Origin of the sequence: Pseudomonas putida S13.1.2 (assembly GCF_000498395.2) — a bacterium.
Classification (GTDB): Bacteria; Pseudomonadota; Gammaproteobacteria; order Pseudomonadales; family Pseudomonadaceae; genus Aquipseudomonas; species Aquipseudomonas putida_Q.
Map to the genome: position 1 here is coordinate 3624718 of NZ_CP010979.1, position 13686 is coordinate 3638403.

At 63.2% G+C, this 13686-nt stretch carries 13 protein-coding genes; 10 read left to right on the top strand and 3 right to left on the bottom strand.

Translation table 11 applies throughout. The features are described from left to right. Positions 1 to 127: 127 nt before the first annotated feature. Together N805_RS15965 and N805_RS15970 are read left to right on the top strand one after the other, a co-directional pair. Positions 128 to 1426, top strand: coding sequence for a serine/threonine protein kinase (locus N805_RS15965; RefSeq protein WP_028614186.1), 1299 nt, complete (start codon positions 128 to 130; stop codon positions 1424 to 1426). 73 nt (positions 1427 to 1499) lie between these two features. After that, a complete protein-coding gene (locus tag N805_RS15970) occupies positions 1500 to 2246 on the top strand; it encodes a VacJ family lipoprotein (protein WP_046811378.1) in 747 nt (248 codons plus the stop codon). Positions 2247 to 2360: 114 nt separating this feature from the next. On the opposite strand, the gene N805_RS15975 is transcribed toward N805_RS15970, so the two are convergent. Further along, positions 2361 to 3509, bottom strand: a complete 1149-nt coding sequence (locus N805_RS15975) for a patatin-like phospholipase family protein (protein WP_019472912.1) — start codon at positions 3507 to 3509, stop codon at positions 2361 to 2363. Between the two features lie 143 nt (positions 3510 to 3652). Next, the gene (locus N805_RS15980) at positions 3653 to 4588 is read right to left on the bottom strand and encodes a lipid A biosynthesis lauroyl acyltransferase (RefSeq protein WP_016485325.1); all 936 of its coding nucleotides are present in this window, start codon (positions 4586 to 4588) and stop codon (positions 3653 to 3655) included. A gap of 111 nt (positions 4589 to 4699) precedes the next feature. Here N805_RS15980 and minC point away from each other — a divergent pair, with 111 nt between their 5' ends. The 7 genes from minC to N805_RS16010 all read left to right on the top strand — a co-directional run bounded on the left by minC (position 4700) and on the right by N805_RS16010 (position 11446). Next, the gene (minC, locus tag N805_RS15985; protein WP_028614185.1) at positions 4700 to 5461 is read left to right on the top strand and encodes a septum site-determining protein MinC; all 762 of its coding nucleotides are present in this window, start codon (positions 4700 to 4702) and stop codon (positions 5459 to 5461) included. A 101-nt stretch (positions 5462 to 5562) separates the two neighbouring features. Further along, a complete protein-coding gene (minD, locus tag N805_RS15990; RefSeq protein ID WP_016501049.1) occupies positions 5563 to 6375 on the top strand; it encodes a septum site-determining protein MinD in 813 nt (270 codons plus the stop codon). 3 nt (positions 6376 to 6378) lie between these two features. Further along, the gene (gene minE, locus N805_RS15995; protein ID WP_003252572.1) at positions 6379 to 6633 is read left to right on the top strand and encodes a cell division topological specificity factor MinE; all 255 of its coding nucleotides are present in this window, start codon (positions 6379 to 6381) and stop codon (positions 6631 to 6633) included. Positions 6634 to 6784: 151 nt separating this feature from the next. Further along, complete coding sequence (locus tag N805_RS16000) at positions 6785 to 7420, top strand: RluA family pseudouridine synthase (protein WP_019472567.1); 636 nt, start codon at positions 6785 to 6787, stop codon at positions 7418 to 7420. Positions 7421 to 7602: 182 nt separating this feature from the next. Continuing rightward, positions 7603 to 8892, top strand: a complete 1290-nt coding sequence (locus N805_RS16005; protein WP_019472566.1) for a M18 family aminopeptidase — start codon at positions 7603 to 7605, stop codon at positions 8890 to 8892. A 188-nt stretch (positions 8893 to 9080) separates the two neighbouring features. Then, positions 9081 to 9248 carry a hypothetical protein gene (locus N805_RS30805; RefSeq protein ID WP_016501052.1) on the top strand — a complete coding sequence of 56 codons (168 nt, stop codon included), beginning with the start codon at positions 9081 to 9083 and terminating at the stop codon, positions 9246 to 9248. 44 nt (positions 9249 to 9292) lie between these two features. Beyond that, positions 9293 to 11446 (top strand): mechanosensitive ion channel family protein, encoded by a 2154-nt coding sequence (locus N805_RS16010; protein WP_026034586.1) that lies wholly within the window; start codon positions 9293 to 9295, stop codon positions 11444 to 11446. Between the two features lie 117 nt (positions 11447 to 11563). Here N805_RS16010 and N805_RS16015 read toward each other — a convergent pair whose 3' ends face one another. Then, entirely contained in the window at positions 11564 to 12277 is a 714-nt protein-coding gene (locus tag N805_RS16015; protein WP_019473210.1) for a UTRA domain-containing protein, read from the bottom strand. A gap of 328 nt (positions 12278 to 12605) precedes the next feature. Here N805_RS16015 and N805_RS16020 point away from each other — a divergent pair, with 328 nt between their 5' ends. Then, the gene (locus N805_RS16020; protein WP_019473209.1) at positions 12606 to 13664 is read left to right on the top strand and encodes an ABC transporter substrate-binding protein; all 1059 of its coding nucleotides are present in this window, start codon (positions 12606 to 12608) and stop codon (positions 13662 to 13664) included. Positions 13665 to 13686: the final 22 nt, after the last annotated feature.

Sequence of the window (13686 nt, forward strand, 5' to 3'; positions counted from 1 at the left end):
ATCCCAACCCTGCAGCTATGTTGCAGATAACAAGCACACCAAAGGCCACCGCGACTGGCAACTTTGCCCGGTTGCATGTGGTCCTAGCCTGCACACTGCTCGACCTTGCGTTCTTTTGGGGGATTACATGCTTCGATCTTTGCGCCTCGCTGCCGTGCTCGGTAGCCTGCTCATGGCGGTGGCCGCTTCAGCGCGGGATATCGACGCTGCCAGCTACGGCTACCCCTTGACCAACCCGTTCGAGGCGACTATCGCCACCACGCCGCCGGACCAGCGCCCGACCCTGCCCAGCGACGATGAAATCAGCCAGTCGGACTACAGCCTGAACCTGCGCCCGGAGCGTGAGTTCACCTTGCCCGATAATTTCTGGGCGGTGAAAAAGCTCAAGTACCGCCTGGCCCGCCAGGATCACGAGGCGCCGCTGATCTTCATCATCGCCGGCACTGGTGCGCCGTACAGCAGCAGCATCAATGAATACCTGAAGAAGCTGTTCTACCAGGGCGGCTTCCACGTGGTGCAACTGTCATCGCCCACCAGCTACGACTTCATGAGTGCCGCCTCGCGCTTTGCCACCCCCGGCGTCAGCCAGGAAGACGCCGAAGACATGTACCGGGTCATGCAGGCCGTGCGCGCCCAACACCCACGTCTGCCGGTCAGCGAGTTCTACCTCACCGGCTACAGCCTGGGTGCACTCGATGCCGCTTTCGTCAGCCACCTGGACGAAACCCGCCGCAGCTTCAACTTCAAGCGTGTGCTGCTGCTGAACCCACCGGTCAACCTGTACACCTCGATCAACAACCTCGACAAGCTGGTGCAAACCCAGGTCAAGGGCATCGACCGCAGCACCACCTTCTATGAGCTGATGCTGACCAAGTTGACGCGGTACTTCCAGGACAAAGGCTACATCGACCTGAACGACGCCCTGCTGTATGACTTCCAGCAGTCCAAACAGCACCTGTCCAACGAACAGATGGCCATGCTGATCGGTACTTCGTTCCGTTTCTCGGCAGCCGACATTGCCTTCACTTCAGACCTGATCAACCGCCGCGGCCTGATCATTCCGCCGAAGTTCCCGATCACCGAAGGTAGCAGCCTCACGCCGTTCTTCAAGCGCGCCCTGCAGTGCGACTTCGACTGCTACATGACCGAACAGGTGATCCCGATGTGGCGCGCCCGCACCGACGGCAACAGCATCCTGCAGCTGGTCAACCAGGTCAGCCTGTATGCCCTGGAAGACTACCTGCGCGGCAGTGACAAGATCGCCGTGATGCACAACGCCGACGACGTCATTCTCGGCCCGGGCGACATCGGTTTCCTGCGCAAGGTGTTCGGTGAGCGGCTTACCCTCTACCCCCATGGCGGCCATTGCGGCAACCTCAACTACCGCGTCAACAGTGACGCCATGCTGGAGTTCTTCCGTGGTTAACAAACTCCTCTTCGCCACTGCCCTGCTTGCTGCCGGCCACACCCTGGCCGCCGAAACCGCCCCCCGGGCCAGCGTGGTCGAGGCCGATCCGCAGGTGACCGGTACCGCGCCGCTGGTGCCTGAATCCGATGGCTTCATCGACCCACTGCGCGAGCTGAAATTCAACCCGGGGCTGGACCAGCGCGAGTTCGAGCGCTCAACCCTGGAAGCGCTGAACGTGTATGACCCGCTGGAGTCGATCAACCGGCGCGTCTATCACTTCAACTACCGGCTGGATCAATGGGTGCTGTTGCCCCTGGTGAGTGGTTACCAGTACGTCACCCCGCGCTTCGTGCGCACAGGGGTGAGCAACTTCTTCAACAACCTGGGCGATGTGCCAAACCTGTTCAACAGCGTGTTGCAGCTCAAGGCCAAGCGTTCGGCCGAGATCACGGCGCGGCTGATGTTCAACACCCTGATCGGGGTGGGTGGGCTATGGGACCCGGCGACCAGCATGGGCCTGCCACGCCAGAGTGAAGACTTTGGCCAGACCCTGGGCTTCTATGGCGTACCGGAGGGGCCGTACCTGATGCTGCCGGTGCTGGGGCCATCGAACCTGCGCGACACCACCGGGCTGGTGGTGGACTATGCGGGCGAGCAGGCGGTCAACTACCTGAACGTGGCCGAAGCCAGCACCGACCACCCGGAAATTTTTGCCCTGCGTGTGGTGGACAAGCGCTATACCACCAACTTCCGCTATGGCCAGCTGAACTCGCCGTTCGAGTATGAGAAGGTGCGGTATGTGTATACCCAGGCGCGCAAGTTGCAGATAGCCGAGTAAACCTGCTTCGGCCCAATCGCCGGCAAGCCAGCTCCCACAGGTCCGCACAATGCCCAAGGCTGTGGTAATCCTGTGGGAGCTGGCTTGCCGGCGATGAGGCCGGTACAGGCAACATCAAATTCCCAGGAACTGGCACAGCTCCCGCTTCTTGGCCAAGGCATCCTTGCGCCCCAGTTCGATCAGTTCACTGCAATAGCTGGCCTCGAACAGCAGATAGCTCAACACCCCCGCCCCGCTGGTGCGCGTCGCCCCCGGCCCACGCAGGAACAGGCGCAACGCCGCCGGCAGCTCACGCCGGTGCCGGGCGGCGATCTCGTCTAACGGCTGGCTGGGGGCGACTACCAGCACCTCGACTGGCGCCAGCCCCAGGCGCCGGGCATCCAGGTGCGCCGGCAGCAGCCGGCTCAGGTGGTTGAGCCGCTGCAGCAATTCTATGTCGTCTTCCAGGCTGTCAATGAACGTGCTGTTGAGCAAGTGCCCACCGATCTGCGCCAGGCTCGGCTGCTGCCCCCTGAACACCCGCCGGGTAGGCAAGGGCGGCGCTGGCCGCTGCGGGTTACCACTGACCCCCACCACCAGCACCCGGCTGGCGCCCAGGTGCAGGGCTGGGCTGATCGGCGCCGACTGGCGCACCGCGCCGTCACCGTAAAATTCGTCGCCCAGTTGCACTGGGGCAAACAGCAGCGGAATGGCCGCACTGGCCAGCAGGTGGTCAATGGTCAATGGCGTGGGCACGCCGATTCGGCGGTGGCGCAGCCAGGCTTCGATGGTGCCACGCCCCTGGTAGAAGGTGACCGCCTGGCCGGACTCGTAGCCAAAGGCGGTGACTGCCACCGCGTGTAACTGCTCGGCGGCCAGGGAATGGGTGATGCCATCCAGATTCAGGTGTGCCTTTAGCAGGCTGCGCAACGGGCTGCTGTCCAGCAGCGCCACCGGCGCCTGGCCGCCCAAGCCGAGCAGGCTGTGGCCGACGAAACGGCTGGCCTGGCGGACAACGCCGGGCCAGTCACTGCGGATGACCAGATGGCTGCGAAAGTTCTGCCAGAAGGCGGTAAGCCGCTGCACGGCGTCGTTGAAGTGAGTGGCGCCGCTGGCCAGGGTGACGGCATTGATGGCACCGGCAGAGGTGCCGACAATGACCGGGAACGGATTATGTGCGCCGGCGGGCAGCAGCTCGGCGATGCCGGCCAATACGCCGACCTGATAGGCGGCGCGGGCGCCGCCGCCAGAAAGGATAAGACCGGTTACCGGGGGTGGGGCCATCGCTTCCTTCCTGGATCAGCTGTTTTCAGGCCCGGCCTCTTCGCGGGCTTGCCCGCTCCCACAGGTCCGCACAATGCCAGGGCCTGTAGCGAGCCTGTGGGAGCGGGCAAGCCCGCGAAGAGGCCGGCACAGGTAAAATCAGTTCAGCGCTTTTTCTTGTCATACAGCCGCGGCGCACCCTCGGGCCGTGACTTGAACCGGCGGTGCGCCCACAGGTACTGCTCGGGGCACTCGCGCAACACACGCTCGACCCACTGGTTGATGCGCAGGCAGTCGGCCTCTTCGCTTTCGCCGGGGAAGTCCGCCAGCGGCGGGTGGATTACCAGACGATAGCCGCTGCCATCCTCCAGGCGCTTCTGGGTGAACGGAATCACCTGCGCCTTGCCCAGCCGGGCGAACTTGGTGGTTGCGGTGACCGTTGCCGCCGGGATGCCGAACAGCGGCACGAAAATGCTCTGCTTGGCGCCGTAGTCCTGGTCCGGTGCGTACCAGATCGCCCGGCCCGAACGCAGCAGCTTGAGCATGCCGCGCACGTCCTCGCGCTCCACCGCCAGCGAGTCGAGGTTATGCCGCTCGCGGCCACTGCGCTGAATGAAGTCGAACAGCGCATTGCCGTGCTCGCGGTACATGCCGTCGATGGTGTGCTGCTGGCCCAGCAGGGCGGCGCCGATTTCCAGGGTGGTGAAGTGCACGGCCATGAGGATGGCGCCCTGCCCCGCCTGCTGGGCGGCCTGCAGGTGCTCCAGCCCCTCGATATGGGCCAGGCGCGCCAGCCTGGCCTTGGGCCACCACCAGCTCATGGCCATTTCGAAGAAGGCGATACCGGTAGAGGCGAAGTTGGCCTTGAGCAAACGCCGCCGTTCGTCGACCGACAGCTCCGGGAAGCACAGCTCAAGGTTGCGTGCGGCAATGCGCCGACGTTCGCCGGCAAAGCAATACATCACGGCCCCCAACGCGGCACCGGCTTTCAACAGGACCCGGTACGGCAACTGGACCACCAGCCACAGCAGGCCCAGGCCCAGCCACAGGCCCCAGAACTTTGGGTGAAGGAAATAGGGACGAAAACGCGGGCGTTCCATTGAAGCTTCCGGAAAGACAAAGGCAGCGCATTCTACAACGGATCAGCGTATGTTGCGGGCAACCGGTGTTCTCGTTATAAATCAGGGCACTTTTCTCGCAACAAGTCGTCTATGCAGACCATGAGCCCAAACCACACACCCGACACCGCCTCCGTGTTCCAGCTCAAGGGCAGCATGCTCGCCATCACAGTGCTGGAGCTGGCGCGCAATGACCTTGAAGCCCTCGACCGCCAGCTGGCGGCCAAAGTCGCCCAGGCACCGAACTTCTTCAGCAATACGCCACTGGTGCTGGCGCTGGACAAGCTGCCGGCCGGCGAAGGGGCAATTGACCTGCCAGGCTTGATGCGCATCTGCCGCCACCATGGCCTGCGTACCCTGGCCATCCGCGCCAACCGCATCGAGGACATCGCCGCCGCCATCGCCATCGACCTGCCTGTGCTGCCGCCATCCGGTGCCCGCGAGCGGCCGCTGGAGCCCGAGCCCGAGGTCGTGCGCAAGCCCGAGCCGGCCCCCGCGCCACCACCCGCCCCCGAGCCCGAGGTGCGCCCGACCCGAATCATTACCGCGCCGGTGCGCGGCGGCCAGCAGATCTATGCTCAAGGTGGCGACCTGATCGTTACCGCCTCGGTCAGCCCGGGCGCGGAACTTCTGGCCGATGGCAACATCCATGTGTACGGCGCCATGCGCGGCCGGGCCCTGGCCGGCATCAAAGGCAATACCAAGGCGCGGATCTTCTGCCAGCAGATGACCGCCGAAATGGTCTCCATCGCCGGCCAGTACAAGGTTTGCGAAGACCTGCGCCGCGACCCCCTGTGGGGCACCGGTGTGCAAGTCAGCCTGTCCGGTGATGTGTTGAACATCACCCGTCTTTAACGGATACTTGCCGTCATTTTCAGAGCAACTTTTTTAACTGTTGCCGTTTTTTTGCTTTTTGCCGGGACACGTGTCCCGACTTATTTTAGGGGTGAAACACCTTGGCCAAGATTCTCGTGGTTACTTCCGGCAAGGGGGGTGTGGGCAAGACCACCACCAGCGCCGCCATTGGTACCGGCCTCGCACTGCGTGGCCACAAGACCGTCATCGTCGACTTCGACGTGGGCCTGCGTAACCTCGACCTGATCATGGGCTGCGAGCGCCGCGTGGTGTACGACTTCGTCAACGTAGTCAACGAAGAAGCCAACCTGCAGCAGGCCCTGATCAAGGACAAGCGCCTCGAGAACCTGTATGTACTTGCCGCCAGCCAGACCCGCGATAAAGACGCGCTGACCCTGGAAGGCGTCGAGAAGGTGCTGATGGCGTTGAAAGAAGATTTCGAATACGTGATCTGCGACTCGCCGGCCGGTATCGAAAAAGGTGCCCACCTGGCGATGTACTTCGCCGATGAAGCTATCGTGGTGACCAACCCTGAGGTTTCTTCGGTACGTGACTCGGACCGCATGCTGGGCATTCTGTCGAGCAAATCGCGCCGCTCCGAAAACGGTGAAGAGCCGATCAAGGAACACCTGCTGATCACTCGCTACAACCCAGAGCGCGTCGTCAACGGCGAAATGCTGAGCATCGATGACGTCACCGACATCCTGGCGATCAAGCTCAAGGGCGTAATCCCTGAGTCCCAGGCTGTGCTCAAGGCCTCCAACCAAGGTATCCCGGTCATCCTCGACGACCAGAGCGATGCTGGCCAGGCGTACAGCGACACCGTCGACCGCCTGCTGGGGAAAGACAAACCCCTGCGTTTTGTTGAAGTGCCGAAGCAAGGATTCTTCGCGCGCCTGTTTGGAGGCAAGTAAACCATGAACCTTTTTGACTTCTTTCGTGGCAGACAGAAACAGACCAGCGCGTCGGTAGCGAAAGAGCGTCTACAGATCATCGTGGCGCACGAGCGCGGCCAACGCAGCGAGCCGGACTACCTGCCGGCGCTGCAGAAAGAACTGCTGGAAGTAATCCGCAAGTATGTGAACATCGGCAACGATGACGTGCATATCGAGCTGGAAAACCAGGGCAGCTGCTCGATTCTGGAGCTGAACATTACCCTGCCGGATCGCTGATCTGGCTGAAAGCTGGGGCTGCTTTGCAGCCCATTCGCGGCACAAGGCCGCTCCTACAAGGGATCGCGTTCCCCTGTAGGAGCGGGCTTGTGCCGCCAATGGGCCGCAGAGCGGCCCCGCTTTTTTCTCCCGATTTAACTGAGACCACGCAATGCCGCTGTCCAATATCCAGATCCTGCACGAAGACGCCGCCATCCTGGTGATCAACAAACCGACCCTGCTGCTGTCGGTGCCTGGCCGCGCCGAGGACAACAAGGACTGCCTGATCACCCGCCTGCAGGAAAACGGCTACCCCGACGCGTTGATCGTGCACCGCCTGGACTGGGAAACCTCCGGCATCATCCTGCTGGCCCGCGATGCCGACAGCCACCGCGAGCTGTCGCGCCAGTTCCACGACCGCGAAACCGAAAAGGCCTACACCGCACTGTGCTGGGGCCAACCGGCACTGGACAGCGGCAGTATCGACCTGCCGCTGCGCTACGACCCACCCACCAAGCCACGGCATGTGGTGGACCACGAGCAGGGCAAACATGCGCTGACGTTCTGGCGTATCGTCGAGCGTTGCGGTGACCACTGCCGGGTTGAGCTGACGCCGATTACCGGGCGCTCGCACCAGTTGCGCGTGCACATGCTGTCGATCGGCCACCCGCTGCTGGGTGACCGGCTGTATGCCAACCCCGAAGCGCTGGCAGCCCATGAGCGGCTGTGCCTGCATGCCTCCATGTTGAGCTTCACCCACCCGGTGTCCGGCGAGCGGTTGAAGTTCGAGTGCCCTGCGCCCTTCTAAGCCGCACCTCATCCCCCTGTAGGAGCAGCCTTGCGCTGCGAAGAGGCCGGTGCGAACAACCTCTATCTGTGTTGTTGGGACTGGCCTCTTCGCAGCACAAGGCTGCTCTTACAGGGTGTAATGCAGACACAAATTGTCGACATTGTGCGTTAAACTCGCGCCACTGCTGTCTGGAGTGAGCTATGCGCGACGCACTGAATACCGGCCTTATCGACTTCCTCAAGGCCTCCCCCACGCCCTTCCACGCCACCGCCAGCCTGGCCCAGCGCCTGGAAGCCGCCGGCTACCAGCGCCTGGACGAGCGCGACAGCTGGGCCACCGTGCCTGGTGGCCGCTACTACGTCACCCGCAACGACTCGTCGATCATCGCCATCAAACTGGGCAAGCAGGCACCGTTGCTGAACGGTATCCGCATGGTCGGCGCCCACACCGACAGCCCGTGCCTGCGCGTCAAGCCGCAGCCCGAGCTGCAGCGCCAGGGCTTCCTGCAACTGGGTGTGGAAGTGTATGGCGGCGCCTTGCTGGCGCCGTGGTTCGACCGCGACCTTTCGCTGGCCGGCCGCGTCACCTACCGCCGTGACGGCAAGGTTGAAAGCCAGCTGATCGATTTCAAGCTGCCGATCGCGATCATCCCCAACCTGGCCATCCACCTGAACCGCACCGCCAATGAAGGCTGGGCGATCAACCCGCAGCACGAGCTGCCGCCCATCCTGGCCCAGGTAGCGGGTGACGAACGCATCGACTTCCGCGCCCTGCTTACCGAGCAACTGGCCCGCGAGCACGAGCTGATCGCCGACGTGGTGCTGGATTACGAACTGAGCTTCTACGACACCCAGGACGCCGCGCTGGTCGGTCTGAACGGCGACTTCATCGCTGGGGCCCGCCTGGACAACCTGCTGTCGTGCTATGCCGGCCTGCAAGCCCTGCTGGCCGCCGACAGCGATGAAACCAGCGTGCTGGTGTGCAACGACCACGAAGAAGTCGGCAGCAGCTCGGCCTGCGGCGCCGACGGCCCGATGCTCGAGCAGACCCTGCAGCGCCTGCTGCCCGATGGCGACGCCTACGTGCGCACAATCCAGCGCTCGCTGATGGTGTCGGCCGACAACGCCCACGGCGTGCACCCCAACTACGCCGACAGGCACGATGGCAACCACGGGCCCAAGCTCAACGCCGGGCCGGTGATCAAGGTGAACAACAACCAGCGCTACGCCACCAACAGCGAAACCGCCGGTTTCTTCCGCCACCTGTGCATGGCCGAGGAAGTGCCGGTGCAAAGCTTTGTGGTGCGCAGCGACATGGGCTGTGGCTCGACCATCGGGCCGATCACAGCCAGCCACCTGGGCGTGCGCACAGTGGATATCGGTTTGCCGACCTTTGCCATGCATTCCATTCGTGAGCTGTGCGGCAGCCATGACCTGGCACACCTGGTGAAGGTGCTGACTGCCTTCTACCGTAGCCGCGAGCTGCCTTGATGTAAGCAGGCCCGGCCTCTTCGCGGGCTCGCCCGCTCCCACAGGGACCGCACAACCTTCGGGAACTGCGCTGACCCTGTGGGAGCGGGCAAGCCCGCGAAGAGGCCGGGCCTGCTCAAGGTCAATCCCGCCTCGCTTGCCAAGCGCTATGCTTGATACATGGCCCCACTGCAAAAGGATTGCTGTCCATGTCCCCGTTTCTGTCCCTGTTCGTGCCGGTGTTCCTGTTCCTGATGCTGCTGACCATCGGCTTCAGCATGCGCGAGCGCAATATTGGTGTGCTGATGATGTGGATCGGCACCTTGGGCATCTTCGGCCTCACCTGCTGGAAGATCCTCGAGAAACTGCCGACATAAACCTCTACACTCGGTCAATCGTTTGACCTGAGGTAGATTTGCCCGTGCCTGCCCTCCTGCGTTACCTGTTCCTTCTCCTGCTGCTGTTCATCACTCCGGTACAGGCAGCGGGCCTGCCCGGCCTGCTGGGCGGCAGTGCGCCCGCGCAACCGGAGGCCACCGAGCCGCTGGGCAAGTCGCTGGACGAAGTGATCAAAAACCTGGAAAACGACCAGCAGCGCGCCAAGCTGCTGGCCGATCTTAAAAAGCTGCGCGACGCTACCAAACAATCGCAGCCCAGCGTGGAACAGGGCGTGCTTGGCCTGATCGGCGGCGCGCTGCATGATTTCGAACAACAGTTCAGCGGCGATGCCAGCCCATTCCACCGCTGGGCTGCGGAAATCGACCAAGCCCAGGCCGAACTGAGCGAACTGATAGTGCCGGTGCACCAGTGGCCGGCGATCCTGTTCGGCTTTGCCGCCGTCATTGCCGTGTGGAGCGTGCTGGCCTACGCCTTCAACTGGGTCGGCCACCGCATCCGCCTGCGCTTTGGCCTGAGCGAAGAACTGCCGCAGCACCCGCGTACCTGGGACCTGGTGCGCTTTGCCCTGCGCAAGCTCGGCCCATGGCTGGTGGCGCTGGTGTTCACCGTGTACCTGAGCTTTGTGCTGCCGCCGTCGCTGGGTAAATCGCTGGCCATGGTGCTGGCCTACGCACTGGTCGTCGGCACCTGCTTCTCGGCCATCTGCGTGATCGCCTTCTCGCTGCTCGACGGCCCGCACCGCCACCGCGCCCTGCATATCCTGCGGCACCAGGCATTCCGCCCGCTGTGGCTGATCGGCAGCTTCGCAGCGTTTGGCGAGGCCATGAGCGACCCGCGCATGCTGGTGGCACTGGGCACCCACCTGGCCCATGCCCTGGCGACCCTGGCCAACGTTATCGCCGCGCTGTGCACCGGGCTGTTCATCCTGCGCTTCCGCCGCCCGATAGCCCACCTGATCCGCAACCAGCCGCTGGCGCGTCGCCTGACCCGGCGAACCCTCAGCGACACCATCGAGATCCTCGGCAGCTTCTGGTTCATCCCGGCGCTGATCCTGGTGGCCATCTCGCTGTTCGCCACCTTCGTCTCGGCCGGCGACACCAGCACCGCCCTGCGCCAGTCGCTGATGTGCACGGTGCTGGTGGTGGTTTGCATGGTGCTCAACGGCCTGGTGCGCCGCCACGCGGCCAACCCCAAGCGCGCCAACAAGCGCCAGGCGGTGTATGCCGAACGCCTGCGCAACTTCGGCTACCTGCTGGTGCACCTGTTCATCTGGCTGGTGTTCATCGAGCTGGGGCTGCGGGTGTGGGGCCTGTCGATGATCGGCTTTGCCGAAGGCGATGGCCACGAAGTCAGCCTGCGCCTGCTGGGCCTGGCCGGCACGCTGATCGTCGCCTGGCTGGTGTGGATCCTTGCCGACACCGCCGTGCACCACGCCCTGGTGCGTTCGCGCCGGGGCCTGGCCAACGCCCGCGCACAAACCATGATGCCGTTGATCCGCAACGTGCTGTTCGTGGTCATCTTCATCATTGCGGTGATCGTCGCCCTGGCCAACATGGGCATGAACGTTACCCCGCTGCTGGCCGGTGCCGGTGTGATCGGCCTGGCCATCGGCTTTGGTGCGCAATCGCTGGTGGCCGATCTGATCACCGGGTTGTTCATCATCATCGAAGACTCGCTGGCCATCGACGACTACGTGGACGTGGGCGGGCACCTGGGCACGGTCGAGGGGCTGACCATCCGTACCGTACGCCTGCGAGACATCGACGGCATCGTGCACACCATCCCGTTCAGCGAGATCAAGAGCATCAAGAACTACTCTCGGGAGTTTGGCTACGCCATCTTCCGTGTGGCCATCCCGCACAACATGAGCATTGACCGGGCGATCACCCTGATTCGTGAGGTCGGGCAAAAGCTGCGCAACGACCCGTTGATGCGCCGCAACATCTGGTCGCCGCTGGAGCTGCAGGGGGTGGAGAGTTTCGAGTCGGGGTCGGCGATCTTGCGGGCACGGTTCAAGACCGCGCCGATCAAGCAGTGGGAAGTGTCGCGGGCATTCAACCTGGCGCTGAAGCGGCAGCTGGATGAGGCCGGGCTGGACCTGGCGACGCCGCGGTTGTCGGTACAGGTGGTGACCGCCGGGGGTGGAGGCATGACGGAGGCAGGTTCCTCCAGTTAGGGCCCTATCGCCGGCAAGCCAGCTCCTACAGGTACTGCACAGGGCGTGAAGCCAATGCAGTCAAGGTGGGAGCTGGCTTGCCGGCGATGGGCTGCAAAGCAGCCCCAGAATCCAAAATCAACCGGCTTGGGCACGAATGCGGATGGCATCATGCCGCCAATACTCCAGGTCACAGTCGATCAGATGCCCATGCTGGTCGCTGTTGACCCGGGTGATGTGCAACCCCGGGCTGCCCACCGACACCTTCAACGCCCCTGCCGCCTCCACAGGCAACGCCGTCGGCAAAATCTCGAAGCACACCTGCCCATACCGGATGCCATACACCCGCCCATAAATCTCGGTCAGCGACTGCGCCAGGTCCTGTTCGAGAATGTCCGGGAAATACCTGGGATTCAGATAGTGCTCGGCATACAGCACTGCCCGCCCGTCAATCCGCCGTAACCGGCAAATGCGCACCACACTGGACAACGCCGGTAGCTGCAAACGCGCACAGATAGCCGCCGAGGCCGGCTGCAGCCGTGCCGACAGGAGTTCGGTACTGGCCACACGCCCTTGGTCGCGGACCATGGCATGGAAGTGACTGCGCTCGATCAGGTCGTAGGTCAGCCGCTGGTGCGCGACGAACCAGCCGCGGCGCTCTTCGCGGTAGATCATGCCCTGGGCCTCCAGCTGCGCCAGCGCCTCGCGCAGGGTGATGCGCGTGGTGTCGAACACCTCGCTCAGCTTGCGCTCGGCCGGCAACTTGCCGCCCGGCGCCAACAGGCCGTGCTCGATCTGCTCCTGCAGGGCATGGCAGATGGCTGTTACCGCACGCGGTGGCATCGGCTGCATCAAAGGTTACCTATCTGGACTAGTCCAGCCCCAGAACAGGGCACTTGGAGAATAGTGCAAGCCTAGGCAGGGCTGATGAACATCCTGTGACAAGGCGGCCCACAAGCTACTGCCAGAATCGGGCCAGCCCCGCAAAACCGCGGGTTCACCATGGTCTACGCTGTATTGCCAGGAGCCCGTCGTCACCTTGACGGGCCCTTCCCTACATCAAATTGTCACGCAAGCGGCCTACCTTGGCTCAAGGTTTGCTGACCTAGACCAAAGGTTCCAGGCAACGGCTTCACTCATAACAACGATCGGTTAAAGGCACCCACCCAAGGAGCTACGGATGAAAAAGTTGTTCATGGCGTCACTGCTCGGTTCGGCCATCGCGTTCTGTACCTCGGCCATGGCCGAAGACCTCAAGGCCCTGGAAGATGCCGCCCGCAAGGAAGGCACTGTCAACAGCGTGGGCATGCCCGATGCCTGGGCCAACTGGAAAGGCACCTGGGAAGACCTGGCCAGCAAATACGGCCTCAAGCACAGCGACACCGACATGAGCTCGGCCCAGGAAATTGCCAAGTTCGAAGCCGAGAAGGACAACGCCAGCGCCGACATCGGCGATGTGGGCGCCGCCTTCGGCCCCATTGCCGTGACCAAGGGCGTGAGCCAGCCGTACAAACCCAGCACCTGGGACCAGGTGCCGGAGTGGGCCAAGGACAAGGACGGCCACTGGGCGCTGGCCTATACCGGCACCATTGCCTTCATCATCAACAAGGACCTGGTCAAGGAAGAGGAACGCCCAAAAACCTGGCATGACCTGGAAAAAGGCAAGTACAAGGTCGCCATTGGTGACGTCGGCACTGCCGCCCAGGCCGCCAACGGCGTGCTCGCCGCCGCCATCGCCTACAAAGGCGACGAAAACAACGTGGCGCCGGGCCTGCAACTGTTCACCAAACTGGCCCAGCAAAAGCGCCTGTCGCTGGCCAACCCGACCATCCAGACCCTGGAGAAGGGCGAGGTGGAAGTGGGCGTGGTGTGGGACTTCAACGGCCTGAGCTACCGCGAGCAAATCGACCCCAAGCGCTTTGAAGTGCTGATCCCGTCGGATGGCTCGGTGATCTCCGGCTATACCACGGTCATCAACAAATACGCCAAGCACCCCAACGCGGCCAAGCTGACCCGTGAATACATCTTCAGCGATGCCGGGCAGATTAACCTGGCCAAGGGGCATGCCCGGCCGATCCGTGCCGAGCACCTGAAGCTGCCGGCGGATGTACAGGACAAGTTGCTGCCTAACGAGCAGTACGGTGCCGCCCAACCGATCAAGAATGCCGAAGCCTGGGAAGCCACCTCGAAGAAACTGCCGCAGATGTGGCAGGAGCAGGTGATCATCGAGATGGAGTAAAGGGCTAGCTTGTCTAGTGCCT

Excerpts from the sequence above, each read along its gene's own strand:
- N805_RS15965 (WP_028614186.1), top strand. The coding sequence starts at position 128 with ATGCTTCGATCTTTGCGCCTCGCTGCCGTGCTCGGTAGCCTGCTCATG.
- N805_RS15975 (WP_019472912.1), bottom strand. The coding sequence starts at position 3,509 with ATGGCCCCACCCCCGGTAACCGGTCTTATCCTTTCTGGCGGCGGCGCC.
- N805_RS15980 (WP_016485325.1), bottom strand. The coding sequence starts at position 4,588 with ATGGAACGCCCGCGTTTTCGTCCCTATTTCCTTCACCCAAAGTTCTGG.
- minC (WP_028614185.1), top strand. The coding sequence starts at position 4,700 with ATGCAGACCATGAGCCCAAACCACACACCCGACACCGCCTCCGTGTTC.
- minE (WP_003252572.1), top strand. The coding sequence starts at position 6,379 with ATGAACCTTTTTGACTTCTTTCGTGGCAGACAGAAACAGACCAGCGCG.
- N805_RS16000 (WP_019472567.1), top strand. The coding sequence starts at position 6,785 with ATGCCGCTGTCCAATATCCAGATCCTGCACGAAGACGCCGCCATCCTG.
- N805_RS16005 (WP_019472566.1), top strand. The coding sequence starts at position 7,603 with ATGCGCGACGCACTGAATACCGGCCTTATCGACTTCCTCAAGGCCTCC.
- N805_RS30805 (WP_016501052.1), top strand. The coding sequence starts at position 9,081 with ATGTCCCCGTTTCTGTCCCTGTTCGTGCCGGTGTTCCTGTTCCTGATG.
- N805_RS16015 (WP_019473210.1), bottom strand. The coding sequence starts at position 12,277 with ATGCAGCCGATGCCACCGCGTGCGGTAACAGCCATCTGCCATGCCCTG.
- N805_RS16020 (WP_019473209.1), top strand. The coding sequence starts at position 12,606 with ATGAAAAAGTTGTTCATGGCGTCACTGCTCGGTTCGGCCATCGCGTTC.